Consider the following 26,420-nt stretch of genomic DNA (forward strand, 5'->3'; position numbering starts at 1 on the left):
GGAAGCATGCTGACTATGGCTACGATTCATGTAGACGGCAAAGAGTATGAGGTAGACGGAGCGGACAACCTGCTGCAGGCTTGTCTCTCCCTTGGCCTCGATATTCCTTACTTTTGCTGGCATCCGGCGCTGGGAAGCGTCGGCGCTTGCCGCCAATGTGCGGTAAAGCAATACCAAAACGCGGAAGATACGCGCGGCCGTTTGGTGATGTCCTGTATGACCCCGGCATCCGATGGCACCTTCATCTCTATCGATGACGGCGAAGCGAAGCAGTTCCGTGAAAGCGTGGTCGAGTGGTTGATGACCAACCACCCGCACGATTGCCCGGTGTGTGAAGAAGGCGGTAACTGTCACCTGCAGGATATGACGGTAATGACCGGCCACAGCTTCCGTCGCTACCGCTTCACCAAGCGCACCCACAACAACCAGGAGCTGGGGCCGTTTATCTCGCACGAGATGAACCGCTGCATCGCCTGCTACCGCTGCGTGCGTTACTACAAAGACTATGCGGACGGCACCGACTTCGGCGTGTACGGCGCACACGACAACGTCTACTTCGGTCGCCCGGAAAGCGGCACGCTGGAAAGCGAGTTCTCCGGCAACCTGGTGGAAGTGTGCCCGACCGGCGTATTCACCGACAAAACGCACTCCGAGCGCTACAACCGTAAATGGGACATGCAGTTCGCGCCGAGCATTTGCCAGCAGTGCAGCATCGGCTGTAACACCAGCCCGGGCGAGCGCTATGGCGAGCTGCGTCGTATCGAAAACCGTTACAACGGCAGCGTGAACCACTACTTCCTGTGCGACCGCGGCCGTTTCGGCTACGGCTACGTCAACCAGAAAGATCGTCCGCGTCAACCGCAGCAGCTGCGCGGCGACGACTGGATCACCCTGAACGCCGAGCAGGCGATGCAGGGTGCGGCGGACATCCTGCGCCAGGCGAAGAAAACCATCGGCATCGGCTCCCCGCGCGCCAGCCTGGAAAGCAACTTCGCACTGCGCGAGCTGGTTGGCGCAGAGAACTACTACACCGGTATCGCTCAGGCGGAGCAATCACGTCTGGCGCTGATGCTGAACGTGCTGAAGAACGGCGGCGTTCATACGCCGGCGCTGCGTGAGATCGAAGATTACGACGCGGTGCTGGTGTTGGGCGAAGACCTGACGCAAACCGGCGCGCGTATCGCGCTGTCCGTGCGTCAGGCCGTCAAGGGTAAAGCCCGAGCGATGGCAGCGGCGCAACGCGTGGCCGACTGGCAGATCGCGGCGGTGCAGAATATCGGCCAACACGCCAAGTATCCGTTGTTCACCACCAACGTCGATAACACCCGTCTGGATGACATCGCCGCCTGGAACTACCGCGCGCCGGTAGACGAGCAGGCGCGCTTCGGCTTCGCCATCGCTCACGCGCTGGATAACGCCGCGCCGGCGGTGAACGATCTGGCTGAAGGCCTGAACAAGAAAGTCGATATCATCGTGCAGGCGCTGACCGGCGCACGCAAACCGCTGATCGTGACCGGCAGCAACGCCGGCAGCGAAGCCATCATCGAAGCGGCGGCCAACATCGCCAAAGCGTTGAAGGGCCGCGGTTCAGATGTCGGCATCACCTTCGTGGCGGGCGCAGCCAACAGCATGGGCCTGGCGATGATCGGCGGCGGTTCGCTCGATCAGGCGCTGGAACAGCTGGCGAGCGGCGCAGCCGACACCGCCATCGTGATGGAAAACGATCTCTATCGCCATGCGCCGGCGGCGCAGGTGGACGCAGCGTTGGCCAAGGTCAATAACCTGATCGTCGCCGACCATCAGCGCACCGCGATCATGGACAAAGCCAACCTGATCCTCTCTTCGGCCAGCTTCGCCGAGAGCGACGGCACGCTGATCAACCAGGAAGGCCGCGCGCAGCGCTTCTTCCAGGTATACGATCCGGCTTACTACGACGACGCCAAGAAGAATCAGTTCACCGTGATGCTGGAAAGCTGGCGCTGGATGCACTCGCTGCACTCCACCTACACCAGCCGCCACGTGGACTGGACTCAGCTCGATGACGTGATCGCCGCTTGCGTCGCCGCGTTGCCGCAGCTGCAGGGCATCGTCGACGCCGCGCCAGACGCGACTTTCCGCATTCGCGGTCAGAAGCTGGCGCGTTCGCCGCACCGTTCCAGCGGCCGTACCGCCATGCGCGCCAACATCAGCGTGCACGAGCCGCGTCAGCCGCAGGATAAAGACACCATGTTCGCCTTCTCGATGGAAGGGAACAACAGCCCGCTGGCCGATCGTCAGCAGATCCCGTTCGCCTGGGCGCCAGGCTGGAACTCACCGCAGGCATGGAACAAATTCCAGGCCGAAGTGGGCGGCAAACTGCGCCACGGCGATCCGGGCGTGCGCCTGATCGAAGCGGGGGAGGGCAGCCTCGGTTACTTCGACCGCGTGCCTGCCGCGTTCAATCCAGTCGACGGCTGGCGTGTCGCGCCTTACTACCACCTGTTCGGCAGCGACGAAATGTCGCAGCGCTCTCACGTGATCCAGCAGCGCATGCCGGAAGCCTACGTGATGGTCAACCCGGCCGATGCGGCGACGCTTGGCGTCAACGCGGGCAGCCTGGTGGAGTTCAGCTGCGCGGGCCAGACTCTGCGTCTGCCGGTGCGTCTGAGTGAAACCCTGACCCAGGGCCAGGTTGGTTTGCCGCTCGGCTTGCCAGGGATCCCGCCGATCTTGGTGGGTGCTAAGGTAGACAATCTGCGGGAGGCGGCACGATGAGCTGGTTTACCCCTGAGGTGATCGACATTCTGATCGCCATTCTTAAAGCGGTCGTGATCCTGTTGGTGGTCGTGGCGTGCGGGGCATTCATGAGCTTCGGCGAACGCCGTCTGCTCGGCCTGTTCCAGAACCGCTACGGACCGAACCGCGTAGGCTGGGGCGGCTCGCTGCAGCTGGTCGCCGACATGATCAAAATGTTCTTCAAGGAAGACTGGGTGCCGAGATTCTCCGACCGGGTGATCTTCACCCTGGCGCCGATGATCGCCTTTACTTCCCTGTTGCTGGCATTTGCCATCGTTCCGGTCAGCCCGACCTGGGCGGTGTCCGATCTCAACATCGGTATTCTGTTCTTCCTGATGATGGCCGGCCTGGCGGTGTACGCCGTGCTGTTCGCCGGATGGTCGAGCAACAACAAATACTCGCTGTTGGGCGCGATGCGCGCCTCCGCGCAAACCCTGAGCTACGAAGTATTTATCGGCCTGTCGCTGATGGGCGTGGTAATGCAGGCGGATTCGTTCAACATGCAGGCCATCGTTGAATCCCAGGCGCACGTCTGGAACGTCATTCCGCAGTTCTTCGGCTTCGTGACCTTCGCGATCGCCGGCGTGGCGGTGTGTCACCGTCACCCGTTTGACCAGCCGGAAGCCGAGCAGGAACTGGCCGACGGTTACCACATCGAATATTCCGGCATGAAGTTCGGTCTGTTCTTCGTGGGGGAATACATCGGTATCGTTACGGTGTCCGCCCTGATTGTGACGTTGTTCTTCGGCGGTTGGCAGGGTCCGTTCCTGCCGCCATTCATCTGGTTCGCGTTGAAAACGGCCTTCTTCATGATGATGTTCATCTTGATCCGCGCCGCGCTGCCGCGTCCGCGTTATGACCAGGTGATGTCCTTCGGCTGGAAAGTATGTCTGCCGCTGACGCTGCTGAACCTGCTGGCGACCGCCGCGGTCATTTTGTACAACGCTCAATAAGGGGTGAATAAACCATGACATTGAAAGAGTTAGTGGTTGGTTTCGGCACCCAGGTGCGCAGCATTTGGATGATTGGCATGCATGCCTTCGCCAAGCGCGAAACCCAGATGTATCCGGAAGAACCGGTTTACCTGCCGCCACGCTACCGCGGCCGCATCGTGCTGACGCGCGATCCGGACGGCGAAGAGCGCTGCGTTGCCTGTAACCTGTGTGCGGTTGCCTGCCCGGTCGGCTGTATCTCGCTGCAAAAAGCAGAACAGAAAGACGGCCGTTGGTATCCGGAGTTCTTCCGCATCAACTTCTCGCGCTGCATCTTCTGCGGCCTGTGCGAAGAGGCTTGCCCGACCACCGCTATCCAGCTGACGCCGGATTTCGAATTGGGTGAGTACAAGCGTCAGGATCTGGTGTACGAAAAAGAAGATCTGTTGATCTCGGGGCCGGGTAAATATCCGGAATATAACTTCTACCGGATGGCCGGTATGGCGATTGACGGCAAAGCCAAAGGCGAAGCCGAAAACGAAGCCAAACCGATCGACGTCAAAGGTCTGTTGCCCTAAGGAGCCAGCAAGCATGGAAATTGCATTTTACCTGGCAGGTTTGATTGCGGTGGCCGCGACGATTCGCGTGATCACCCATACCAACCCTGTGCATGCGCTGCTGTATCTGATCGTCTCGTTATTGGCGATCTCGGCAGTCTTCTTCTCGCTCGGCGCCTACTTTGCCGCCGCGTTGGAAATCATCGTTTATGCGGGCGCCATCATGGTGCTGTTCGTATTCGTGGTGATGATGCTGAACCTCGGCAACGTGCAGCAGCAAGAGCGCGACTGGATGAAGCCGACGGTGTGGATCGGGCCTGGCCTGTTGTCGCTGGCGTTGCTGGTGGTGCTGATTGTCGCTATTCGCAGCGTATCCGATCAGGGTATCAGCGGTGAGATGGTCGACGCGAAGGCGGTGGGCATCAGCCTGTTCGGTCCTTACGTATTGGCGGTTGAGCTGGCTTCAATGCTGCTGTTGGCGGGTCTGGTTGTCGCCTTCCATATCGGCCGTGAACACAAGCCTGGCGAGGTGCTGAGCAACGCGCCGGCGAGTGGCGAAATGGCGAGAAGAAAATCGGAGGAGCAAGCATGATCCCTCTTCAACACGGCCTGATCCTGGCGGCTATCCTGTTCGTGCTCGGGCTGACCGGGCTGCTGGTGCGCCGCAACCTGCTGTTTATGCTGATCAGCCTGGAAGTGATGATCAACGCTGCGGCGTTGGCGTTTATCGTGGCGGGAAGCTACTGGGGCCAGGCGGACGGGCAGGTGATGTACATCCTGGCGATCAGCCTGGCGGCAGCCGAGGCCAGTATCGGCCTGGCGCTGCTGCTGCAGCTCTACCGTCGTCGTCATACCCTGAATATTGATACTGTCAGTGAGATGCGCGGATGAACCTATTATATTTAACAATTCTGCTACCGCTGATCGGGTTCCTGCTGTTGGCATTTTCCCGCGGTCGTTGGTCTGAGAACACGGCGGCCACCGTCGGCGTGGGCTCTATCGGCCTGGCTGCGCTGGTCACGGTGTATGTGGCGATGGATTTCTTCGCCCAAAAAGCCGCCGGCGTGCAGCTGTTCGAACAAAGCCTGTGGACCTGGATGGCCGTCGGCAACTTCAATATCGGCGTGACCCTGGTGCTGGACGGCCTGTCGCTGACCATGCTGTCGGTGGTTACCGGCGTCGGCTTCTTCATCCACATGTTCGCTTCCTGGTACATGCGCGGTGAAGAGGGCTATTCGCGCTTCTTCGCCTACACCAACCTGTTTATCGCCAGCATGGTGGTCCTGGTGCTGGCGGACAACCTGTTGCTGATGTATCTGGGTTGGGAAGGTGTGGGCCTGTGCAGCTACCTGTTGATCGGTTTCTACTATAAAGATCCGGCCAACGGCGCGGCGGCGATGAAAGCCTTCATCGTCACCCGCGTGGGCGACGTGTTCCTGGCGTTCGCGCTGTTCATCCTCTACAACGAGCTGGGCACGCTGAACATCCGCGAGCTGATGATCCTGGCGCCGCAGAAACTGGCGGTGGGCGATACCGCCATCACCTGGGCGACGCTGATGCTGCTGGGCGGCGCGGTCGGTAAATCGGCGCAGCTGCCGTTGCAAACCTGGCTGGCGGACGCGATGGCGGGCCCAACCCCGGTTTCCGCACTGATCCACGCGGCGACCATGGTGACCGCGGGCGTCTACCTGATTGCCCGCACGCACGGCCTGTTCCTGATGGCGCCGGAAGTGCTGCACCTGGTGGGCATCGTCGGTGCGGTCACTCTGCTGCTGGCCGGCTTCGCCGCGCTGGTGCAGACCGACATCAAGCGCGTGCTCGCTTACTCCACCATGAGCCAAATCGGTTACATGTTCCTGGCGCTGGGCGTGCAGGCATGGGACGCGGCGATCTTCCACCTGATGACCCACGCGTTCTTCAAGGCGCTGCTGTTCCTGTCGTCCGGTTCGGTGATCCTGGCCTGCCACCACGAGCAAAACATCTTCAAGATGGGCGGCCTGCGCAAGAGCATCCCGCTGGTGTACGTCTGCTTCCTGGTGGGTGGCGCGGCGCTGTCTGCGTTGCCGCTGGTCACGGCCGGCTTCTTCAGTAAGGACGAGATCCTGGCGGGCGCGATGGCCAACGGCCACATCAACCTGATGGTTGCCGGCCTGGTCGGTGCGTTCATGACTTCGCTGTACACCTTCCGTATGATTTTCATCGTGTTCCATGGCGAAGAGAAAATCAAAGCGCATGCCGGTAAAGGCATCACTCACCACCTGCCGCTGTTGGTTCTGCTGGTGCTGTCCACCTTCGTCGGCGCGATGATCGTGCCGCCGTTGCAGGGCGTGCTGCCGGATACGACCGAACTGGCGCACGGCAGCGTGCTGACGCTGGAAATCACCTCCGGCGTGGTGGCTATCGTCGGCATTCTGCTGGCGGCCGCGCTGTGGCTGGGCAAACGCAGCCTGGTCAACAGCATCGCCAACAGCGCGCCGGGTCGTTTCTTCTCGACCTGGTGGTTCCATGCCTGGGGCTTCGACTGGCTGTATGACAAAGTGTTCGTCAAGCCGTACCTGGGCATTGCGAAGCTGCTGCAGCGCGATCCGCTGAACTCGCTGATGAACCTGCCGGCCGTCTTCTCCCGTTGGGGGAACCGCGGTCTGACGGTGAGCGAGAACGGCCAGGTGCGTTGGTATATAGCGTCTATGGGTGTGGGTGCAGTGGTCGTATTGGCTCTGTTGATTTTGGTTTAATTGAATAATTTAAACAGACGCATTTTTCGGGCGTAGCGCCGGGCAGGCGCTACGTACAAAGTTTGAAATTATTCGTATAAGGGACACAAAACGCCATGCTATTACCTTGGCTAATTCTTATCCCCTTTATCGGCGGTCTGCTGTGCTGGCAGCTTGAGCGCTTCGGTACTAAGGTGCCGCGCTGGATAGCGCTGATCGCAATGGGGCTGACGTTGGCGCTCTCTCTGCAGCTGTGGATGCAGGGCGGCTATACATTGACCACGCCGAAAGGCATTCCGCAGTGGCAGAGCGAATTCCTGCTGCCGTGGATCCCGCGCTTCGGCATCTCCATCCACCTGGCGCTGGACGGTCTGTCGCTGCTGATGGTGGTGTTGACCGGTCTGCTGGGCGTGCTGGCGATCCTCTGTTCCTGGCGTGAAATCCAGAAGTATCAGGGCTTCTTCCACCTCAACCTGCTGTGGATCCTGGGCGGCGTTATCGGCGTGTTCCTCGCCATCGACATGTTCCTGTTCTTCTTCTTCTGGGAAATGATGTTGGTGCCGATGTACTTCCTGATCGCACTGTGGGGCCACAAGGCGTCGGACGGTAAAACCCGTATCACCGCGGCGACCAAGTTCTTCATCTACACCCAGGCCAGCGGTCTGGTGATGCTGATTGCGATCCTGGGCCTGGTGTTCGTGCACTACAACGCCACCGGCGTGTGGACCTTCGATTACGAAGACCTGCTGCAAACGCCGATGTCCCACAATGTGCAGTATGTGTTGATGCTGGGCTTCTTCATCGCCTTCGCGGTGAAAATGCCGGTGGTGCCACTGCACGGCTGGTTGCCGGACGCGCACAGCCAGGCACCGACCGCAGGTTCCGTCGACCTGGCGGGCATCTTGCTGAAAACCGCGGCCTACGGCCTGCTGCGTTTCAGCCTGCCTCTGTTCCCTGAGGCTTCGCACGAGTTCGCGCCAATCGCCATGTGGCTGGGCGTGGTCGGCATCTTCTACGGTGCCTGGATGGCGTTCGCGCAGACCGACATCAAGCGTCTTATCGCCTACACCTCGGTTTCGCACATGGGCTTCGTGCTGATCGCCATCTACACCGGCAGCCAGCTGGCTTACCAGGGCGCCGTGATCCAGATGATCGCGCACGGTCTGTCTGCCGCCGGTATGTTTATCATCTGCGGCCAGCTGTATGAGCGCCTGCATACCCGTGACATGCGTCAGATGGGCGGCCTGTGGGGGCGTATCAAGTTCATCCCTGCGCTGTCGCTGTTCTTCGCCGTGGCTACGCTGGGGATGCCGGGCACCGGTAACTTCGTCGGCGAATTCATGATTCTGTTCGGCAGCTACCAGGTGGTGCCGGTGATCACCGTGATCTCCACCTTCGGTCTGGTGTTCGCTTCGGTTTACTCGCTGATCATGATGCAGCGCGCTTATTACGGTGCGCCTAAATCTGACCAGCCGCTGCAGGGCATGACCGCGCGCGAGCTGTTCATCATTCTGCTGCTGGTGGTGTTGCTGGTTCTGCTGGGGGTTTACCCGCAGCCGATTCTGGATACTTCCAACGCGGCGATGAGCAACGTGCAACACTGGTTTGGTTCGTCAGTTTCAGCAATTTCAACAACAAGGCCGTAATTCGCCATGACAATAACTCCTCAACAACTGATCGCACTGCTGCCGCTGTTGATCGTCGGATTGACGGTGGTGGTTGTGATGCTAGGCATTGCGTGGCGACGCGACCACTTTATCAACGCCACCCTGACCGTGATCGGTCTCAACCTGGCGCTGCTTTCGCTGTACTTTGTCGGCCAGGCAGGCCCAATGGACGTCACCCCGCTGCTGCGGGTTGACGGTTACTCGATGTTCTACACCGGGCTGGTGCTGCTGGCGAGTCTGGCGACCTGCACCTTCGCCTATCCGTGGCTGGTCGGCTATCCGGATAACCGCGAAGAGTTCTACCTGCTGGTGCTGATCGCTGCCCTGGGCGGCATCCTGCTGGCGAGCGCCAACCACCTGGCTTCGCTGTTCATCGGCATTGAGCTTATCTCACTGCCGCTGTTCGGCCTGGTGGGCTACGCCTATCGCCAGAAGCGCCCGTTGGAAGCCGCCATCAAATACATGCTGCTGTCCGCCGCCGCTTCGTCGTTCCTGCTGTTCGGCATGGCGCTGCTGTATGCCGAGTCCGGCGATCTGTCGCTGGCCGGCCTCGGCAAGAGCCTGCAGGAAAACATGATGCACCAGCCGCTGATCCTGGCCGGCATGGGCATGATGATCGTCGGTCTGGGCTTCAAGCTGTCGCTGGTGCCGTTCCAACTGTGGACGCCGGACGTGTATCAGGGCGCGCCTGCGCCGGTCTCGACCTTCCTGGCGACCGCCAGCAAGATCGCGATCTTCGCGGTCGTGATGCGTCTGTTCCTGTATGCCCCGGCCGCCGACAACGAAGCGCTGCGCATGGTGCTGTCGATCATCGCGTTCTGCTCTATCTTGTTCGGTAACCTGATGGCTATCAGCCAGACCAACATCAAGCGTCTGCTGGGCTACTCGTCCATCGCTCACCTGGGCTACCTGCTGGTGGCGCTGATTGCGGTGCAAACCCACCAGCTGTCGCTGGAAACCGCCGGCGTTTACCTGGCCGGTTATCTGTTCAGCAGCCTGGGCGCCTTCGGAGTAGTCAGCCTGATGTCCAGCCCGTACCGCGGCCCGGATGCGGATTCGCTGTTCTCTTACCGTGGCCTGTTCTGGCATAAGCCAATCTTGTCTGCGGTGATGACGGTGATGATGCTGTCGCTGGCCGGTATCCCGATGACGCTGGGCTTTATCGGTAAGTTCTTCGTGATCGCGATGGGCGTCAGCGCGCACCTGTGGTGGCTGACCGGCGCAGTTGTGGTAGGCAGCGCCATCGGCCTGTATTACTACCTGCGCGTGACCGTCAGCCTGTTCCTCAGCGCGCCGGAATCACTGCAGCGTGATACCCCGAACAACTGGGCGTTGACCGCTGGCGGCGTCGTGGTGCTGATCTCCGCCGCGCTGGTGCTGCTGCTGGGCGTCTACCCGCAGCCGCTGATTTCGCTGGTGCAGATGGCGCAGCCGACGTTCTGATAACGCTTCAGACGGTAAAAAGGTCGCTTCGGCGACCTTTTTTTATGGGGAAACGGCACTCAGCTGTAATGAGCACTAAACGATGCTTCCAGCGCCTGCACTACCGCGCGCACGCGGGCGGCGCGCTGTATGTCGGGATGCAGCACCAGCCAGATATCCACCCAGTCTTTGTTCTCCGGGAACAGGCGCACCAGCTCCGGGTCTTTGTCCGCCAAAAAAGCGGAGAGCAGGCCGATGCCCAGCCCGCTGCGGGTGGCGGAACGCAGCAGCAGCTGTGAATTGCATTGCAGCACGACGTTGGGCTCATGCAGGGCCTCGCCGCAGAAATTGTTCCAGTGGCGCGGCACCAGTTCACGCGGGAACATCAGCAGATCGTGCCCGCGCAGCTGCTCACCTTTGACCGGCATGCCGCGCTGCGCCAGGTAGCGCCGGCTGGCGTACAGCCCCATCTCGATGGTGGCCAGCCGCTTGATGATCAGCTCATCGTCATCGGGGCGGGCACCGCGGATCGCCAGGTCCGCGCCGTGATAAGAGATGTCGGCGATGTTCAGCGCCGTCAACAGCGTGATGGTGATGGCCGGATAGCGTTGCCGCAGATCTTGCAGCGCCGGCATCACGAAGGCTTCGGCCAGGGTATCGGTGGTGGCGATGCGCACGTTGCCGCACAGGCTTTCGTCGCCGCTGGTGGCTTTGCGGCCGATCGCCTGCACCGCATTTTCCATCTTCATCACGTCCGCCAGCATGGATTCGCCCAGCGGGCTGAGGGAGAAGGATTTCGGCGTGCGGATAAACAGCTTCGAACCCAGCGAACTTTCCAGCGCGGAGATGCGGCGGCCTACGGTCGCCTGATCCACCTGCAGCTGATTGGCGGCTTTGCGAAGCGTGCCACAGCGCGCGACGGCCAAAAAGAAGCGTGCGTCGTCCCAATTCATCATGCCATTTCCTTTTTGCGGGTTGGTCGGCGCTGTAAAGCACAGGCCGGGCGAACGATAGCGGTTTCCATCATAAAGCGTTGTCCAGCCTGTAGGGAGAGAAAGACGTTAACGGCTTGCCCATCGGCGGTTATTTCTCCAGTGATGCAAGAATGAATCACCCTGATGCATTCTTGACGATACTTCGGCTGCTGCTGTAACGCTATGATAAGCGCCGTTCCCGGGCTGACCGGGCGATGGCAGGCCGCCGCCTGCCGATTTTGGGAGTTGAAGCATGTCAGAAAATACCGCCCTTCAGGATGCGGCGCCGAAAAATATGCAGACGTCGCACACGGCCATTTTACTGTTCCTGGCGCTGGCGTTGATGTCGGCACTGCTGAACAGCAGCGCGCCAACGCCGCTTTACCCGTTGTATCAGCAGCAGCTTGCGCTGAGTTCCGTCAGTCTGACGGTCGTTTACGGCGCCTATGCCGCCGGCGTGTTGATCTCGCTGTTCGGCGTCGGCAATCTGGCCGGCAAGGTGAAGGACTTGCGCAGCATGATCGTGCCGGCATTGCTGGTGGTGTTGAGCGGTGCGTTGCTGTTCGCCTGGGCCGATACCTTCGCCATGATGCTCATGGCGCGGCTGCTGGCCGGGGTAGGCACCGGGGCGCTGACCGGCGCGGCGAACATCGCGCTGGTGCGGTTTGGGCCGCGCGACGGCGGCAAAAACGCGGCTCTGATCGCCACGCTGTCGTTCACTACCGGGTTGGCGCTGGGGCCTATCTTCAGCGGCATCGCCTTGCAAACCGGTTTTCATCCCACGACGCTGCCGTTCGTTCTTATCATGGCCATTGCCGCCATTGCTGCGCTGGGCGTAATGCTGTGGTGGCCGCGCGGTGTGGTCGCGGCGCCGGTTCGTTCTGCGTCGGCGGCGGCAGAAAAAGGCGCATTGCTCGCGGGGCTGCGCGCCACCGGCGCTAAATTCTTTGTTTGTGCCGGGGCGCTGTTTATCTGTTGGGCTCTGGCAGCCAGTATTTTAGCGATCGGCCCTGGCGTGGCGGAAACGCTGCTGGGGATGCACCAACGGGGCGTCTTTGGCTATGCGATTGCGGTTTATCTGCTGATTGCCGGCATTAGCCAGATCCTGAGCCGCCGCGTTAACGCTCGTCATTCGCTGCTGTTCGGTTGCCTGGCGCAGGTGCTGGCGGCAGCGGTGTTCGCTATGGCGATTCAGTGGCACTCTCTGGGGCTGGCGGCGGCGGGGCTGGTGGTGGCCGGCTATGCTTACGGCGCCATTTTCGTCGGCAGCGCGACGCTGGTGAACCTGATTTCGCCGCCGGCCAACCATGCGCGTTTGCTTTCTCTGTTTTACGTTATCGCTTATATCGCCAACTGGGTACCGATCTTGTTGGGCGTGGTGGTCGATCGCGTCGATCTGCGTCAGGCAACCCATTTACTGTTCCTGGGGAGCTCTGTGGTGTGCCTGTTGCTGGCATGGAAGACGACTCGTGTCGGGTTCCCTTGTTAATTGTTTTGTGATGAATGTCTATTTTTAATAATTAACGACTCTTTAATTACATTTATGATGTGATTTATGTCGCATAAATTGGCCTGTTTTCGGGTAAACTGCGCGCTTTCTTTTTGCCGCGGGTCACTTTATGAACGTTCTTTTCGCCATTGCCGTCACCACCGGGATCCTTTCCGGCGTGTGGGGATGGGTTGCCGTCAGTCTGGGCTTGATCAGCTGGGCCGGTTTTCTCGGCTGCACGGCGTATTTCGCCTGCCCGCAGGGCGGTCTGAAAGGGCTGTTGATCGGCGCGTTGACCTGTTGCAGCGGCGTCTTTTGGGCGATGATGATCATCCACGGCAGCGAACTGGCGCCGCAGTGGAGTCTGCTGGGGTATCTGCTGACCGGCGTCGTGGCGTTCCTGATGTGCATTCAGGCCAAACAGCAGTGGCTGGGGTTCGTGCCCGGTACCTTTATCGGCGCCTGTGCGACCTTCGCCGGCGGCGGCGATTGGCCGCTGGTGACGCTGTCCCTGCTGGTGGGTCTGCTGTTCGGCTATGCGATGAAAAACAGCGGCCTGTGGTGGGCGGCGCGCAGCGAAAAAGCCCGCGCCAAGCCGTCAATCAGCGCAAATGCCGGCTCAAACGGCGTCGCCGAGTGAGCGGCAGCCGCGCCGCTGTGCAACCGTATCCCCTGATAACAAGAGCGGTAATGTTGTTGAAAATTATCCATTTTAAATTGCACAGGTGTTGATTCCTCCCTCGCGGATTGCGTGAGATCACGTTAAGGGTAACAGGATTTCGTAACATGGTTTTCAGTGATTCCCATCACGTTTTTACCGGTAACAATCGGCTGAGATAGAGGCCTGTCCGATTGGAGGCCTGATGGCCGGGAATCATCATGAACAATTTGTTTTCACTGGATACCAAGACCGTTTTGATCACCGGCGCTTCACGCGGCATCGGTTTTCTGTTGGCGCGTGGCCTGGCGCAGCAAGGCGCGCATATTCTGATCAACGCCACCACCGAAGCGCATGCCCGCCACGCGGCCGAACGCCTGCGAGACGAAGGGCTGCGCGCTGATGCGGCGGCGTTCGACGTCACCGATTCTCAGGCGGTGCATGCCGCTATCGACCGTATCGAAGCGGACATCGGCGCGATAGACGTATTGATCAACAACGCCGGCATCCAGCGCCGCCACCCATTCACCGAGTTCCCGGAGCAAGACTGGGACGACATCATCGCCGTCAACCAGAAAGCGGTGTTTATCGTGTCGCAGACCGTAGCGCGCTACATGGTGCCGCGTCGACGCGGCAAAATAATCAACATTGGCTCGATGCAGAGCGAACTGGGGCGGGACACCATTACGCCTTATGCGGCGTCCAAGGGCGCGGTGAAAATGCTGACGCGCGGCATGTGCGTGGAACTGGCGCGTTACAATATTCAGGTCAACGGTATCGCCCCCGGCTATTTCAAAACCGAGATGACGCAGGCGCTGGCCGACGATCCGGCCTTTACCGCCTGGCTGACCCAACGTACGCCCGCCGCGCGCTGGGGCGATCCGCAGGAGCTGATCGGCGCGGCGGTGTTCCTGGCCGCTGACGCTTCCGCCTTCGTCAATGGGCAGTTGCTGTTTGTCGATGGCGGCATGTCCGCCGCGGTGTAACCTTGTTTCCGTGGAGCATGAGATGAAAATTCAAACCCAGTCCTGCGTGGTGAACGGCAAACGCGACGTGGCGGTGATTGCGCAAGAGGTGGAGTACCAGGGGGTGGGGACGCTGGTGAAAATCCGTCGCGGCGGCATCTGCGGTTCGGATCTGCATTACTTCCAGGAAGGTAAGGTCGGCAATTTTCAGGTGCGTCAGCCAATGGTGCTGGGCCATGAGGCGATCGGCGAGGTGATCGCCAGCGATTCACCGCAGCTGCCGGTCGGTCAGAAGGTGGCGCTCAATCCCAGTAAGCCCTGCGGGCAGTGCAGATATTGTCTGGCGGAGCAGAGCAATCAATGCGTCGGGATGCGTTTTTTCGGCAGCGCGATGTATTTTCCGCACGTCGACGGCGCTTTTACCCAATATAAAGTGGTGAGCAGCGCGCAGTGCATTCCCTACGGCGCCGATCGCGATGACAGGGTGATGGTGTTCGCCGAACCGTTGGCGGTGGCGATCCACGCAGCGCAACAGCCTGGCGGCGTGGCCGGGAAAAAGGTCTTTGTGTCCGGCGTCGGCCCGATCGGCTGTCTGCTGGTGACGGCGCTGAAGGCGCTGGGCGCCGCCGAGATAGTCTGCGCCGATCTCAGCCCGCGTTGCTTGGCGATTGCCGCTCAAATGGGCGCGGATCGGTGCCTGCATGCCGCGGATGACGATTTCAGCGATTATCTGCGAGACAAAGGCTATTTCGACTTCGCCTTCGAAGTGGCGGGGCATCCGCAGTCGCTGCAGCGCTGCCTGGAGATCACGCGCGCTAAAGGCACCGTGGTGCAGGTGGGCATGGGTGGCAGCTTCCCCGATTTTCCATTGATGTTGTTGATCGCCAAGGAGTTGAACCTGCTCGGTTCGTTCCGTTTCGTGGCGGAGTTCGCGCAGGCGGTGGAGTGGCTGGCCGACGGCGTGGTCGATCCGCTGCCGCTGCTGTCGGCCGAATTCGCCAGCGGGCAGTTGGCGCAGGCGCTGGAGTTTGCCGGCGATAAACGCCAGGCCGCCAAGGTGCAATTGGTGTTTTAGGGTAAAAGTCCGATGGCCGCGTCCGGCGATCCTTGTCTATAGTGTAGGAACGCTTAATTTTTCAACCACGGAGATCTCACTATGGCAAGACATACGGATGCTGAGCAAACTACGCTGGATGACGATCTGAGAATGCTGACCGAGACGCTGGAAGAAGTGCTGCAATACACCGGCGATCGCGCGGATCAGGCTTACGTCGACATCAAGTCGCACGCCGAGCAGGCGCTGAGTGAGGTCAAGGCGCGCTGGGCGAACACCGGCGAATCCTACTATGCGCGGGCCAAAGAGGCGGTACACCGCACCGACGACTACGTGCGGGATAAACCCTGGCACAGCGTGGGCATCGGCGCCACCGTCGGGTTGGTGCTGGGGTTGCTGCTGGCGCGAAAATAAATCCTGTGTGCGGGGCGGCGGTAAGCCGCTTCGTTTTTTTCTTCAGACTGTGTTCTTTCACACGCTTCATCCCGCTGTTTCTCCAATAGCTTTTCCTTATCCCGCCTATACTTCCCGCTAGCCGCCAAAGAGAGGCTATTCCCCTGGTTTTTGTATGGATGGATTGAGGCATTGTCGCTGCAAGTGTAAAGTGTCTGTGTCTTTATTGTTTGTTTTTTGTTCTTAATCAAATAATTATCTGATGTAAACACCCAGGGATATACGGCGTTCTTGCGCTGGCGCAAAAGCCGTGAAAATAACACCTCATATAATACAGAGCGTAACTACAGGCGCGGCACCCGTCGGCTGCGCCGGAGACGATCTCTGCTAACTGACTTGTGAGCGAACTATGTCGACAAGTGTTTTTAATCGCCGGTGGGCGGCTGTGCTGCTCGAGGCGTTGGCCCGCCATGGGGTGCGGCATGTTTGTATCGCTCCGGGATCGCGCTCCACGCCGCTGACGCTGGCCGCTGCGGCTAACCCCTCTTTTGTTTGCCACACCCATTTTGATGAGCGCGGGCTCGGCCATCTGGCGCTCGGGCTGGCGAAGGCCGCGCGTGAACCGGTGGCGGTGATCGTCACGTCCGGCACCGCGGCGGCTAACCTTTATCCGGCTTTGATCGAAGCCGGCCTGACCGGTGAGCGGCTGGTGTTTCTCACCGCCGATCGGCCGCCGGAACTGATCGATTGCGGCGCCAATCAGGCGATCCGTCAGAACGGCCTCTACAGCAGCCATCCGACGCTGGCGATTGATTTGCCGCGTCCTACGCCGGATATTCCGGCCGCCTGGCTGGCCTCCAGCGTCGACAGCGCGATGGCGCGCTTGCAGCACGGCGCTTTGCATATCAACTGTCCGTTCGCCGAGCCGCTGTACGGCGGCGATGAGCTTAACCACGCTGACTGGTCCGCCGCATTGGGCGACTGGTGGCAGAGCGATCGGCCATGGCTGCGGGAAAGCGAGGCGCATGCGGCGCCGGCACCGCAGCCGGACTGGTTCTTCTGGCGGCAAAAGCGCGGCGTGGTGTTGGCCGGGCGCATGAGCGCGGAAGAGGGCGCGCGATTGGCCGACTGGGCCGAGACGCTGGGCTGGCCGCTGATCGGCGACGCGTTGTCGCAGACTGGGCAACCGCTGCCCTGCGCCGACTTGTGGCTCGCTCATCCACAGGCCCAACGCATGCTGAAAGACGCGCAGCTGGTGGTGCAGTTCGGCGGCAGCCTGACCGGCAAGCGCGTGCTGCAGTGGCAGGCACAGTGCCGGCCGGAAGAGTATTGGGTGATCGACGAGTTGCCTGGGCGGCTCGATCCGGCCCAGCATCGCGGCCGTCGCCTGCGCGCCAGCGTGGCGCAATGGTTGGCGCAACATCCGGCGCAGCCGCGCACACCGTGGGCCGCCGGGCTGACCGCGTTGGCGAGCCAGGCGCTGGCGGCCGCGTCCGCGCGTTTGCACGATAGCTTTGGCGAGGCGCAACTGGCGCACCGGCTACCGGAGCTGCTGCCAGAGAATGGCCAGCTGTTCCTCGGCAACAGCCTGGTGGTCCGGCTGATCGACGCGCTAACGCCATTGCCCGCCGCCTATCCGGTGTTCAGCAACCGCGGCGCCAGCGGCATCGATGGTCTGATCTCCACCGCCGCCGGCGTACAGCGCGCCACCGCCAAGCCGACGCTGGCGGTGGTGGGCGATCTTTCCGCCTTGTATGACCTCAATGCGCTGGCGCTGCTGCGTCAGTGCTCAGCGCCGACGGTGTTGATCGTCGTCAACAATAACGGTGGCCAAATTTTCTCGCTGCTGCCGACGCCGGAAGAGGAACGGCAGCGCTTTTACTGCATGCCGCAAAATGTCGAGTTCAGCCACGCGGCGGCGATGTTCCAACTGGGGTACGCGCGGCCGGAGAACTGGAGCCAACTGCAACAGGCGGTTGAACAAGGCTGGCGGCGCGGCGGCGCAACGATTATCGAACTGCAGGTGCCGCCGAGCGAAGGAGCCGAAAGCCTGCAATATCTGGTGCAACAGATGGCGGTGCAATGATGCTGGCGACGCGGGTTTTACAACAGGGCGAAGCGGGCCGGCCTTGGCTGGTGTGGCTGCACGGCCTGCTAGGCAACAGCAATGAGTGGCGGGTGATCGCCGCGCGCTGCCCGGAATGGCCATCGCTGGCTATCGATCTGCCCGGTCACGGCGATTCCGTGGCGGTGAGCTGCCGCGGCTTCGACGACATCAGCGCTCAGATCGCCGCCACGCTGCAGCTACGCAATATCGAACGCTATTGGCTGGTGGGCTACTCGCTCGGCGGGCGCATCGCCATGTATCACGCCTGCCATGGCCGCCACGACGGTCTGCAAGGCGTGCTGGTTGAGGGCGGCAATCCGGGGCTGGAGGACGCAGAACAGCGCCGCCATCGCTGCGAGCAGGATGCGCTGTGGGCGGCGCGCTTTCGCAGTGAGCCGATCGCCGAAGTTCTGGCGGACTGGTATCAACAGCCGGTGTTCAAAGAGCTTAGCCATGTGCATCGTCAGGCGCTGATCGGCGCGCGCTCGGTCAACAGCGGCCCGGCGATCGCCGATATGCTCGAAGCGACGTCGCTCGGGCGGCAACCTTACCTGGCGCCGCAGCTGAGCCAACTGACCGTACCGCTGCGGGTGCTGTGCGGTGAAAACGATCCCAAATTTCAACGGCTGGCGCGCGACGCCGGGTTGCCGTTGCGCATCGTGCCGCAGGCCGGCCACAACGCGCATCTGGCTAATCCGCAAGATTTCGTCGCCGAGCTGCAGACCTTTCTCGTTAACCCTGGTTAAAGGAACCGAACATGCTTTATCCGAATGAAGAACAGCTGTACGCCGCCATCGCCTGGCAGGATTGCACCGGCGATTTCGAAGACATCCTGTATCACAAGTCCGCCGACGGCATCGCCAAAATCACCATCAACCGGCCGCAGGTGCGCAATGCGTTTCGCCCGCAAACGGTCAAAGAGATGATCGACGCGCTGGCCAACGCCCGTTACGACGACGGCATCGGCGTGATTATTCTCACCGGCGCCGGCGATAAGGCCTTCTGCTCCGGCGGCGATCAGAAAGTGCGCGGCGACTACGGCGGCTATCGCGACGACAGCGGCGTACATCACCTCAACGTGCTGGACTTCCAGCGCCAGATCCGCACCTGCCCGAAACCGGTGGTGGCGATGGTGGCCGGCTACTCGATCGGCGGCGGCCATGTGCTGCACATGATGTGCGATCTGACCATTGCGGCGGATAACGCCATTTTCGGCCAGACCGGCCCGAAAGTCGGCTCGTTCGACGGCGGCTGGGGCGCGTCTTATATGGCGCGCATCGTCGGCCAGAAGAAGGCGCGCGAAATCTGGTTCCTGTGCCGCCAGTACGACGCCGCCGCCGCGCTGGACATGGGGCTGGTCAACACCGTGGTGCCGCTGGCCGAACTGGAGAAAGAGACGGTGCGCTGGTGCCGCGAAATGCTGCAGAATAGCCCGATGGCGCTGCGCTGCCTGAAGGCGGCGCTGAACGCCGACTGCGACGGCCAGGCCGGTTTGCAAGAGCTGGCGGGCAACGCCACCATGCTGTTCTACATGACCGACGAAGGGCAGGAAGGGCGCAACGCATTCAACGAGAAGCGTCAGCCGGACTTCAGCAAATTCAAGCGTAACCCGTAATGAACGGCGCGAACCGCAGCGCGGCGCTTTACCGTTACAGCCTGCCGATGGAGGCGGGCGTGGTGCTGCGCAATCAGCGGTTGAAAACGCGTGACGGATTGGTGGTGCAGCTGTGCCAGGGCGATCGTGAAGGCTGGGGAGAGATCGCGCCGCTGCCGGAGTTCAGCCGGGAAACGCTGGCGCAGGCCGAGCAGGCCGCATTGGAGTGGCTGCAGGCGTGGTTAGCGGGCAACGAACCGGATGATAGCGCGCTGCCCTCGGTGGCCTTTGGGCTCAGCTGCGCGATGGCCGAGCTGGAGCAGCGCTTGCCGACGCAGGCGGATTTCCGCAAGGCGCCGCTGTGCACCGGCGATCCGGACGAGCTGTTCGAAACCTTGAATGCCTTGCCGGGCGAGAAAGTCGCCAAGGTGAAAGTGGGGCTGTATGAGGCGGTACGCGACGGCATGATCGTCAACGTGCTGCTGGAGGCGCTGCCGGATCTGCGGCTGCGGCTGGACGCCAACCGCAGTTGGAGCCGCGCCAAAGCCGACGGCTTCGCCAGGTACGTCAACCCGGCGTGGCGCGATCGCATCGCCTTCCTGGAGGAGCCCTGCAAGACCCGTGATGAATCGCGCGATTTCGCCCGGGCGACCGGCATCGCCATCGCCTGGGATGAGAGCGTGCGTGAGGCGGACTTTGTGGTGCAGGCCGAGCCGGGCGTGGCGGCCATCGTGATCAAGCCGACGCTGGTCGGCAGCCTGACGCGCTGCCAGACACTGGTGGCGCAGGCGCACGCGGCGGGGCTGACGGCGGTGATCAGCTCCAGCATCGAATCCAGTCTGGGGTTGACCCAGCTGGCGCGCATCGCCCGCTGGCTGACGCCGGACATCGTGCCGGGGTTGGACACGCTGGGGTTAATGCAGGCGCAGGTGCTGCGTCCGTGGCCGGACAGTGCGTTGCCGCTGCTGGAGGTTTCGGCGCTGGAGTGCCTATGGCGCCGTTAAGCGATTGGCCGTGGCGGCACTGGGCGCGCCTTCAGCCGCAGGCGACGGCGCTGCTGCTCGGCGAACGGCCACTGAGCTGGCTGGCGTTGCAAAGCCAGGTGGATGAGCTGGCGGCGGATTTTCAGCACCAGGGCGTGGAGCCGGGGTGCGGCGTGGCGCTGAGCGGCAAAAACAGCTATCCGCTGCTGCTGGCCTATCTGGCGCTGCTGCAATGCGGCGCCCGTCTACTGCCGCTCAATCCCGCCTTGCCGACGCCGCTGTTGGCGCAGCTACTGCCTGAATTGGATATAACCTTTGCCTTCGGCCCGGATCCTTTGCCGGCGCTGCCGGAGGCGCTGATTCGGTTGACGCCGCCCTCGACCGAGCCGCGCTGGCCGAACCTGCCGGCGTGGGATGCGCAGCGTCTGGCGACGCTGACGTTGACCTCCGGCTCCAGCGGTATGCCGAAGGCGGCCGCGCACAGTTACGCCAACCATCTGGCCAGCGCCGACGGGGTGTTGCGGCTGATGGATTTCCAGCGTGAGGATTGCTGGCTGTTGTCATTGCCGCTGTATCACGTTTCCGGCCAGGGCATCGTCTGGCGCTGGCTGGCAGCGGGTGCCCGGTTGGCAGTGCGCGAGATGCACCCGCTGGCCGAGGCGCTGGCGGGATGCACGTATGCTTCGCTGGTACCGACGCAGCTTTGGCGGCTGCTGGCGCAACCGCTGACGGGCGTGACGCTGAAGGCAGTGCTGCTCGGTGGCGCGATGATCCCGGTCGAACTGACCGAACGGGCGGAAGCGGCAGGGATACGCTGCTGGTGCGGTTATGGGTTGACCGAACTCGCCTCCACGGTGTGCGCCAAGCGCGCCGATGCGCGGCCGGGCGTCGGTCTGCCGCTGAGCGGCCGCGAGATCAAACTGGTGGACGAGGAGGTCTGGATCCGCGCCGACAGCCTGGCGCTCGGCTACTGGTGTCATGGCCATGTGCGGCCGCTGGCCGATGAGCAGGGCTGGTTCGCGACCCGCGATCGCGGCGTGATGGCCGAAGGGGAGCTGCGCATTCTCGGCCGGCTGGACAACCTGTTTTTCAGCGGCGGCGAAGGGGTGCAACCGGAAGATATCGAACGCGTGCTGGCGGCGCATCCGCAGATCATGCAGGCGTTTGTGGTGCCGGCGGCGGATGCCGAATTCGGCCAGCGGCCGGTGGCGGTGATCGACGGCGACCCGTCGTTGTCGCTGGCGGCATTGCTCGCCTGGTCGCAGGATAAGCTGGCTAATTTCCAGCGTCCGATGGCGCTGTTTGCCTTGCCCGACGAGCTGAAAAGCGGCGGCATCAAGATTTCGCGCCGTCAGCTGCAGCAGTGGGTAGCGCAGCGTTTCTCTCAGGCATAAAAAAGCCGCCCGACAGGGCGGCTGAGTTGATGACGGCAGGGGGTTACTTCAGCCCCAACGCCTTGGCGACGCCGGCGCCGTAGTCCGGGTGCACCTTGCTGAACAGCTCGACCTGCCGGCGCTGAATCTGTTCCGGCACCTGCGACAGCTCGCCGGCGATGCGGGTGAACATGCGCTGGTGCTCTTCGGCGCTCAGCAGGTTGAACAGCGCGCGCGGCTGGCTGTAGTAATCGTCGTCTTCACGATGATTCCAGTGGTCGGCCGCCCCCTCAATGCTCAACGGCGGTTCGCTGAAGTCCGGCTGCTCCTGGAACAGACCGAAGCTGTTCGGCTCGTAGGTGGCGCCGTTGCCGCTGTTGCCGTCCACGCGCATCGCACCGTCGCGATGATAGTTGTGGAACGGGCATTTGGCACCGTTCACCGGGATCTGGTGGTGGTTGACGCCCAGGCGATAGCGGTGTGCATCCCCATACGAGAACAGGCGGCCCTGCAGCATTTTATCCGGCGAGAAGCTGATGCCCGGCACCACGTTGGCGGGGTTCATCGCCACCTGCTCGACCTCGGAGAAGTAGTTGTCGGGGTTGCGGTTGAGCTCGAAATAGCCGACGTCGATCAGCGGATAGTCGCCGTGCGGCCATACCTTGGTCAGATCGAACGGGTTATAGGGAGTCTGCGAGGCTTCATGTTCCGGCATGATCTGAATTTGCAGCTTCCAGCGCGGGAAGTCGCCGCGCTTGATCGCTTCGAACAGATCGCGCTGTGAGCTTTCGCGATCCTTGGCGATGATCGCTTCCGCCTCTTCATCCATCAGGTTTTCAATGCCTTGTTCGCAGCGGAAGTGGAATTTCACCCAGAAGCGCTCGTTGGCGGCATTGATAAAACTGAAGGTGTGGCTGCCGAAGCCGTGCATGTGGCGGTAGGACTTCGGAATGCCGCGATCGCTGAAGTCGATGGTCAGCTGATGCAGCGATTCAGGCAGGTGAGAGAAGAAGTCCCATTTGTACACCGGGTTGCGCAGGTTGGTATGCGGATCGCGTTTCACCACGTGGTTGAGATCGGGGAATTTCAGCGGATCGCGCAGATAGAACACCGGCGTATCGTTGCCCACCAAATCCCAGTTGCCTTCTTCGGTATAAAACTTCATGGCGAAGCCGCGAATATCGCGCTCGGCGTCGGCGGCGCCGCGTTCACCGGCGACGGTGGAGAAGCGGATAAACATGTCGGTCTGTTTGCCGACCTCGGAGAAGATCTTGGCGCGGGTGTAGCGGGTAATGTCGTGGGTGACGGTAAAGGTGCCGTAGGCGCCCGATCCCTTGGCGTGCATGCGGCGCTCGGGGATGACCTCGCGGTCGAAGTGGGCCAGTTTTTCCAGGAACCACACGTCCTGCAACAACATCGGGCCGCGTTTGCCTGCGGTGATCACGTTATTGTTATCGACAACCGGGGCGCCGGCTGCGGTGGTCAGTCCTTTCTTGCTCATCACTTGCTCCTTATCGTAGTGCATTTAAGTAAAGACTCGGGCGGTTTAAGCGTTCATCAGCATAGTCCTTTGGCGGGGCTTTTTCCCCTGACCTTGGTCAAAGCCACTACTAGTTGTAGCCCTATTGCCGAGCGGCGGCAAATAGGTCTCGGTTATCGTTGGCATCGCCTTGACGAATATAGAGTGTTGTTTGCAAATATTTACATTTATTTGATTAATGAAGAATTTTTTCGCTTTTATCCCTTAAATCCTCATTGTGCTTTGGTATAGACTCGTGACGTTATTATTATGCGTTGATTCGATCATTCGGTACGGATGACAAACCAGAGGGAAAGATGATGAAAAAGACTTGGGTCGCGTGCGCGGCAGGATTGCTGTTTGTGACCGGCGCAGCGAACGCCATCAGCGTGTCGGGTGAGGCCGGGCAGCACTATACCAACCTGGGCTTCGGCATGAGCACCGGCTCTTCAGGTCTGGGCCTGACCGGCAACTGGGCGCGCAGCGACCACGACGGCAACGTCGGCAGCCTGGGCTTGAACTTCGGCGTGCCGCTGGGGCCGTTGACGGCGACCGTGGGCGGCAAAGCGCTGTACCTCAGCCCGAAAGACGGCAAGAGCGGCGGCGCGTTGGCGCTGGGCGGCGGCCTGGAGTGGGAAATCAACCGTTACTTCAGCCTGCACGGCGAAGGTTACTTTGCTCCTGAATCCTTCACCAGCGGCGTGAAGGCCTATAACGAAGCCAGCGGCGGCCTGCGCTGGAAGTTCCGTCCGTTGAGCGTGGACGTAGGCTACCGCTACATGAAGATGGAAGGCAAAGACGGGCGTCGTGACAACACCCTGGCCGATGGCCCTTATGTCGGTGTTGGTCTGAGCTTCTAACTCTGACGGACGGACTGCGGTCCGTCGCGTTCAGCGAATCCCTCGGTCATTGGCCGGGGGATTTTTTTTTGCGCCCTCCGTGGGGGCGTTCCTGTGGGAGCGTAACGATAATAGATTAAATTATTTAAAGATTCGGCGATCGGCATCGCCACGGGAGAGCACATGCCGTAAAATGCGTAATATAAATTATTATATAGCGATATGGACGTCATGGCTTACCGAAATCCTCTGGCGGCGCTGATGCCGCTGCTTGTCTCACTCTTTCCTTATGAAGCCGCCGCGGCGCAAGCCGATCGTGAAGAGGTGTTGACCGTCACGGGCAGTGCGTTATCCCCCGCGACGCAAAGCGCGTCTGGCGCCGGTTTTAAAACGACGGATATTGAACTGGGGCCGTTGGGCGCCAGGGCGTGGCTCGATACGCCTTATTCCTCCACCACCGTAACCCAACCGATGATTAAAAATCAGCAGGCGAAAAGCGTCGCCGAGTTACTGAAATATTCACCGAGCACGCAAATGCAGGCACGCGGCGGCATGGACGTTGGGCGCCCTCAGAGCCGAGGCATGCAGGGCAGCGTAGTGGCGAACAGTCGGCTGAATGGGCTGAACATCGTCTCCACCACGGCCTTTCCCGTTGAAATGCTGGAGCGGCTGGATGTTCTCAACAGCCTGACCGGCGCCTTGTATGGCCCTGCGAGCCCGGCGGGGCAGTTCAACTTTGTGGCGAAACGCCCGACGCCGCAACCGCTACGCGAGGTGACGCTCGGGTATCAGAGCCGCAGCGCCTTCAGCGGCCATGTCGATCTCGGCGGCCACCTCGACGATGACAACAGATTCGGCTATCGCATCAATGCGCTCAACGAAGAGGGCGAAGGCAACGTTGACGACAGTACATTGCGTCGTCGGCTGTTGGCCGTGGCGTTCGACTGGAATATAAAGCCGGGCACGCAGCTGCAACTGGACGCCAGCCATTACGAATTCCTGCAAAAGGGTTACCCCGGTGGCTTCAGCTATGGGCCGAATGTCCCGCTGCCTTCCGCCCCCAATCCGCAGAATAAACATCTGGCGCTCGCAACGGCAGGTAACGATTTAACCACTGACACCCTCAGCACGCGGCTGATTCATTATTTCAATGACGATTGGTCAGTAACGGGCGGCGTAGGTTGGCAACAGGCGGATCGCGCCATGCGTTCGGTATCCAGCACCCTGCTCAACGGCGACGGCGACATCAAGCGGTCGATGAGCGACTCCAGCGCCTCGGGGCGATTTCGGGTATTGAGCAATACGCTGACGTTGAACGGCCATATCGATACCGGCTCGGTGGGGCATGAGTTGGCGCTCGCCACGACGGGCTATGTCTGGTCTATCTACAGCGGCAAAGGCGCCAGCCGGCGCTACGATTTGGGTATCGACAATATGTATCATCCGTCGGCGATGCATGAGCCGGGCGACGGAAAGATCCCCAAGAACGGCGCGCGCTATAAATCCAGCGAGAACAGCCAGCAGAGCGTGACTTTCGGCGATACGATGACCTTCAATCCGCAGTGGTCGGCGATGCTCTATGTAAGCGAAAGCTGGTTGCAAACGCGTAATTACGGCGCCGACGGCAAGAAAATCGAAGAAGACAATCAGCAGGGTTTGAGCCCGAACGCGGCGTTGATGTACAAAATCACCCCGACGCTGATGGCTTATCTCAGCTATGCCGACTCGCTGGAGCAAGGTGGTACGGCCCCGCTGGGAGAAGGCGTGAAGAACGAAGGGCAGACGCTCAAGCCCTATCGCAGCCGGCAATATGAGATTGGCCTGAAAGCCGACGTCGGGGAGATGAACCTCGGCGCCGCGCTGTTCCGCCTCAAGCGGCCGTTCGCTTATGTTGACGCCGAAGACCGGGTGTACAAGGAGCAGGGCGAACAGGTGAACAATGGCCTGGAGTTGACGGCCGCCGGGCGCGTGCATGAAGGGCTGAGCCTGTTTGGCGGCGTCACGCTGCTCGATCCGCAACTGAAAGAGACGGTTTCCGACAGCACGCGCGGCAAGCGCGTGGTCGGCGTGCCGAAGGTGCAGGCCAATATGCTGGTGGAGTACAGCCTGCCGTCGATGCCGCAATGGGTCTATAGCGCCAACGTGCACTATACCGGCAAGCGAGCGGCGAACGACACCAACAGCGCCTGGGCTGACAGTTACACCACGCTGGACCTGGGGACCCGCTATGCTACCCGCATTCATTCCGTGCCTGCGACTTTGCGGCTGACGGTCAATAACGTCACGAACGAACATTACTGGGCCTCTATTTTCCCGTCGGGCACGGACGGGAACGGCGGGGCATCGAGCGCGTTTCTCGGCAGCGGCCGTGAAGTACGCGCATCCGTCACCTTTGACTTCTGAGG

At 61.2% G+C, this 26,420-nt stretch carries 22 protein-coding genes; 20 read left to right on the forward strand and 2 right to left on the reverse strand.

Translation table 11 applies throughout. From position 1 onward, the window contains the following. Window positions 1-15 precede the first annotated feature (15 nt). The 8 genes from nuoG to nuoN all read left to right on the forward strand — a co-directional run bounded on the left by nuoG (window position 16) and on the right by nuoN (window position 10,088). On the forward strand, window positions 16-2,754 hold the full coding sequence (gene nuoG, locus ACRAWE_RS02420; protein ID WP_025921001.1) for an NADH-quinone oxidoreductase subunit NuoG: 2,739 nt from the start codon (window positions 16-18) through the stop codon (window positions 2,752-2,754). Next, the gene (gene nuoH / locus ACRAWE_RS02425; RefSeq protein WP_004936022.1) at window positions 2,751-3,728 is read left to right on the forward strand and encodes an NADH-quinone oxidoreductase subunit NuoH; all 978 of its coding nucleotides are present in this window, start codon (window positions 2,751-2,753) and stop codon (window positions 3,726-3,728) included. The genes nuoG and nuoH overlap by 4 nt, the downstream gene beginning before the upstream one ends. 14 nt (window positions 3,729-3,742) lie before the next feature. After that, the gene (nuoI, locus tag ACRAWE_RS02430) at window positions 3,743-4,285 is read left to right on the forward strand and encodes an NADH-quinone oxidoreductase subunit NuoI (RefSeq protein ID WP_025160170.1); all 543 of its coding nucleotides are present in this window, start codon (window positions 3,743-3,745) and stop codon (window positions 4,283-4,285) included. A gap of 13 nt (window positions 4,286-4,298) precedes the next feature. Further along, complete coding sequence (gene nuoJ, locus ACRAWE_RS02435; RefSeq protein ID WP_019453717.1) at window positions 4,299-4,856, forward strand: NADH-quinone oxidoreductase subunit J; 558 nt, start codon at window positions 4,299-4,301, stop codon at window positions 4,854-4,856. After that, entirely contained in the window at window positions 4,853-5,155 is a 303-nt protein-coding gene (nuoK, locus tag ACRAWE_RS02440; protein WP_004936014.1) for an NADH-quinone oxidoreductase subunit NuoK, read from the forward strand. Before nuoJ ends, nuoK begins: the two co-directional genes overlap by 4 nt. Then, window positions 5,152-6,999 (forward strand): NADH-quinone oxidoreductase subunit L, encoded by a 1,848-nt coding sequence (nuoL, locus tag ACRAWE_RS02445; RefSeq protein ID WP_019453716.1) that lies wholly within the window; start codon window positions 5,152-5,154, stop codon window positions 6,997-6,999. Before nuoK ends, nuoL begins: the two co-directional genes overlap by 4 nt. A gap of 95 nt (window positions 7,000-7,094) precedes the next feature. Next, a complete protein-coding gene (gene nuoM, locus ACRAWE_RS02450; protein WP_025160171.1) occupies window positions 7,095-8,624 on the forward strand; it encodes an NADH-quinone oxidoreductase subunit M in 1,530 nt (509 codons plus the stop codon). A gap of 6 nt (window positions 8,625-8,630) precedes the next feature. Continuing rightward, on the forward strand, window positions 8,631-10,088 hold the full coding sequence (gene nuoN, locus ACRAWE_RS02455) for an NADH-quinone oxidoreductase subunit NuoN (RefSeq protein WP_004936000.1): 1,458 nt from the start codon (window positions 8,631-8,633) through the stop codon (window positions 10,086-10,088). 59 nt (window positions 10,089-10,147) lie between these two features. Here the strand turns inward: nuoN and ACRAWE_RS02460 are convergent, their stop codons facing one another. Beyond that, window positions 10,148-11,023, reverse strand: a complete 876-nt coding sequence (locus tag ACRAWE_RS02460; protein ID WP_432524650.1) for a LysR family transcriptional regulator — start codon at window positions 11,021-11,023, stop codon at window positions 10,148-10,150. Between the two features lie 271 nt (window positions 11,024-11,294). Here ACRAWE_RS02460 and ACRAWE_RS02465 point away from each other — a divergent pair, with 271 nt between their 5' ends. The 10 genes from ACRAWE_RS02465 (at window position 11,295) to menE (ending at window position 21,678) form a co-directional block, all read left to right on the forward strand. Beyond that, complete coding sequence (locus ACRAWE_RS02465; RefSeq protein WP_432524652.1) at window positions 11,295-12,530, forward strand: MFS transporter; 1,236 nt, start codon at window positions 11,295-11,297, stop codon at window positions 12,528-12,530. A 130-nt stretch (window positions 12,531-12,660) separates the two neighbouring features. Continuing rightward, window positions 12,661-13,170, forward strand: a complete 510-nt coding sequence (locus tag ACRAWE_RS02470) for a DUF1097 domain-containing protein (RefSeq protein WP_019453712.1) — start codon at window positions 12,661-12,663, stop codon at window positions 13,168-13,170. A gap of 239 nt (window positions 13,171-13,409) precedes the next feature. Beyond that, complete coding sequence (idnO, locus tag ACRAWE_RS02475; RefSeq protein WP_019453711.1) at window positions 13,410-14,174, forward strand: gluconate 5-dehydrogenase; 765 nt, start codon at window positions 13,410-13,412, stop codon at window positions 14,172-14,174. A gap of 22 nt (window positions 14,175-14,196) precedes the next feature. Next, window positions 14,197-15,228 (forward strand): L-idonate 5-dehydrogenase, encoded by a 1,032-nt coding sequence (idnD, locus tag ACRAWE_RS02480; protein ID WP_063919779.1) that lies wholly within the window; start codon window positions 14,197-14,199, stop codon window positions 15,226-15,228. An 81-nt stretch (window positions 15,229-15,309) separates the two neighbouring features. After that, window positions 15,310-15,621 (forward strand): stress response protein ElaB, encoded by a 312-nt coding sequence (elaB, locus tag ACRAWE_RS02485; protein ID WP_025160172.1) that lies wholly within the window; start codon window positions 15,310-15,312, stop codon window positions 15,619-15,621. Between the two features lie 388 nt (window positions 15,622-16,009). After that, a complete protein-coding gene (gene menD, locus ACRAWE_RS02490) occupies window positions 16,010-17,686 on the forward strand; it encodes a 2-succinyl-5-enolpyruvyl-6-hydroxy-3-cyclohexene-1-carboxylic-acid synthase (RefSeq protein WP_025160173.1) in 1,677 nt (558 codons plus the stop codon). Further along, on the forward strand, window positions 17,683-18,453 hold the full coding sequence (gene menH, locus ACRAWE_RS02495; protein ID WP_063919778.1) for a 2-succinyl-6-hydroxy-2,4-cyclohexadiene-1-carboxylate synthase: 771 nt from the start codon (window positions 17,683-17,685) through the stop codon (window positions 18,451-18,453). Before menD ends, menH begins: the two co-directional genes overlap by 4 nt. Before the next feature lie 11 nt (window positions 18,454-18,464). Then, window positions 18,465-19,322 (forward strand): 1,4-dihydroxy-2-naphthoyl-CoA synthase, encoded by an 858-nt coding sequence (gene menB, locus ACRAWE_RS02500; RefSeq protein WP_019453706.1) that lies wholly within the window; start codon window positions 18,465-18,467, stop codon window positions 19,320-19,322. Next, entirely contained in the window at window positions 19,322-20,305 is a 984-nt protein-coding gene (menC, locus tag ACRAWE_RS02505) for an o-succinylbenzoate synthase (protein ID WP_211129979.1), read from the forward strand. The genes menB and menC overlap by 1 nt, the downstream gene beginning before the upstream one ends. Beyond that, the gene (gene menE / locus ACRAWE_RS02510; protein ID WP_432524656.1) at window positions 20,293-21,678 is read left to right on the forward strand and encodes an o-succinylbenzoate--CoA ligase; all 1,386 of its coding nucleotides are present in this window, start codon (window positions 20,293-20,295) and stop codon (window positions 21,676-21,678) included. Before menC ends, menE begins: the two co-directional genes overlap by 13 nt. Before the next feature lie 43 nt (window positions 21,679-21,721). On the opposite strand, the gene katA is transcribed toward menE, so the two are convergent. Next, complete coding sequence (gene katA / locus ACRAWE_RS02515) at window positions 21,722-23,158, reverse strand: catalase KatA (protein ID WP_019453703.1); 1,437 nt, start codon at window positions 23,156-23,158, stop codon at window positions 21,722-21,724. A gap of 338 nt (window positions 23,159-23,496) precedes the next feature. Between katA and ACRAWE_RS02520 the strand changes: the two genes are divergently transcribed. Together ACRAWE_RS02520 and ACRAWE_RS02525 are read left to right on the forward strand one after the other, a co-directional pair. After that, window positions 23,497-24,036, forward strand: a complete 540-nt coding sequence (locus ACRAWE_RS02520) for a YfaZ family outer membrane protein (RefSeq protein ID WP_019453702.1) — start codon at window positions 23,497-23,499, stop codon at window positions 24,034-24,036. A gap of 201 nt (window positions 24,037-24,237) precedes the next feature. Then, window positions 24,238-26,418, forward strand: coding sequence for a TonB-dependent receptor (locus ACRAWE_RS02525; protein ID WP_432524659.1), 2,181 nt, complete (start codon window positions 24,238-24,240; stop codon window positions 26,416-26,418). The last annotated feature ends 2 nt before the right edge of the window (window positions 26,419-26,420 follow it).

This window comes from Serratia sp. BFP-2025 (assembly GCF_050880365.1).
In the GTDB taxonomy this organism is placed as follows: domain Bacteria; phylum Pseudomonadota; class Gammaproteobacteria; order Enterobacterales; family Enterobacteriaceae; genus Serratia; species Serratia surfactantfaciens.

What these genes read in the sequence shown, in the direction of transcription:
- ACRAWE_RS02465 (WP_432524652.1), top strand. Translation starts at nt 11,295, where the DNA reads ATGTCAGAAAATACCGCCCTTCAGGATGCGGCGCCGAAAAATATGCAG.
- ACRAWE_RS02525 (WP_432524659.1), top strand. Translation starts at nt 24,238, where the DNA reads ATGGACGTCATGGCTTACCGAAATCCTCTGGCGGCGCTGATGCCGCTG.
- nuoG (WP_025921001.1), top strand. Translation starts at nt 16, where the DNA reads ATGGCTACGATTCATGTAGACGGCAAAGAGTATGAGGTAGACGGAGCG.
- elaB (WP_025160172.1), top strand. Translation starts at nt 15,310, where the DNA reads ATGGCAAGACATACGGATGCTGAGCAAACTACGCTGGATGACGATCTG.
- menB (WP_019453706.1), top strand. Translation starts at nt 18,465, where the DNA reads ATGCTTTATCCGAATGAAGAACAGCTGTACGCCGCCATCGCCTGGCAG.
- nuoI (WP_025160170.1), top strand. Translation starts at nt 3,743, where the DNA reads ATGACATTGAAAGAGTTAGTGGTTGGTTTCGGCACCCAGGTGCGCAGC.
- katA (WP_019453703.1), bottom strand. Translation starts at nt 23,158, where the DNA reads ATGAGCAAGAAAGGACTGACCACCGCAGCCGGCGCCCCGGTTGTCGAT.
- nuoJ (WP_019453717.1), top strand. Translation starts at nt 4,299, where the DNA reads ATGGAAATTGCATTTTACCTGGCAGGTTTGATTGCGGTGGCCGCGACG.
- menH (WP_063919778.1), top strand. Translation starts at nt 17,683, where the DNA reads ATGATGCTGGCGACGCGGGTTTTACAACAGGGCGAAGCGGGCCGGCCT.
- ACRAWE_RS02460 (WP_432524650.1), bottom strand. Translation starts at nt 11,023, where the DNA reads ATGATGAATTGGGACGACGCACGCTTCTTTTTGGCCGTCGCGCGCTGT.
- nuoN (WP_004936000.1), top strand. Translation starts at nt 8,631, where the DNA reads ATGACAATAACTCCTCAACAACTGATCGCACTGCTGCCGCTGTTGATC.
- idnD (WP_063919779.1), top strand. Translation starts at nt 14,197, where the DNA reads ATGAAAATTCAAACCCAGTCCTGCGTGGTGAACGGCAAACGCGACGTG.
- ACRAWE_RS02520 (WP_019453702.1), top strand. Translation starts at nt 23,497, where the DNA reads ATGAAAAAGACTTGGGTCGCGTGCGCGGCAGGATTGCTGTTTGTGACC.
- nuoH (WP_004936022.1), top strand. Translation starts at nt 2,751, where the DNA reads ATGAGCTGGTTTACCCCTGAGGTGATCGACATTCTGATCGCCATTCTT.
- nuoL (WP_019453716.1), top strand. Translation starts at nt 5,152, where the DNA reads ATGAACCTATTATATTTAACAATTCTGCTACCGCTGATCGGGTTCCTG.
- nuoK (WP_004936014.1), top strand. Translation starts at nt 4,853, where the DNA reads ATGATCCCTCTTCAACACGGCCTGATCCTGGCGGCTATCCTGTTCGTG.
- menD (WP_025160173.1), top strand. Translation starts at nt 16,010, where the DNA reads ATGTCGACAAGTGTTTTTAATCGCCGGTGGGCGGCTGTGCTGCTCGAG.
- idnO (WP_019453711.1), top strand. Translation starts at nt 13,410, where the DNA reads ATGAACAATTTGTTTTCACTGGATACCAAGACCGTTTTGATCACCGGC.
- nuoM (WP_025160171.1), top strand. Translation starts at nt 7,095, where the DNA reads ATGCTATTACCTTGGCTAATTCTTATCCCCTTTATCGGCGGTCTGCTG.
- menE (WP_432524656.1), top strand. Translation starts at nt 20,293, where the DNA reads ATGGCGCCGTTAAGCGATTGGCCGTGGCGGCACTGGGCGCGCCTTCAG.
- menC (WP_211129979.1), top strand. Translation starts at nt 19,322, where the DNA reads ATGAACGGCGCGAACCGCAGCGCGGCGCTTTACCGTTACAGCCTGCCG.
- ACRAWE_RS02470 (WP_019453712.1), top strand. Translation starts at nt 12,661, where the DNA reads ATGAACGTTCTTTTCGCCATTGCCGTCACCACCGGGATCCTTTCCGGC.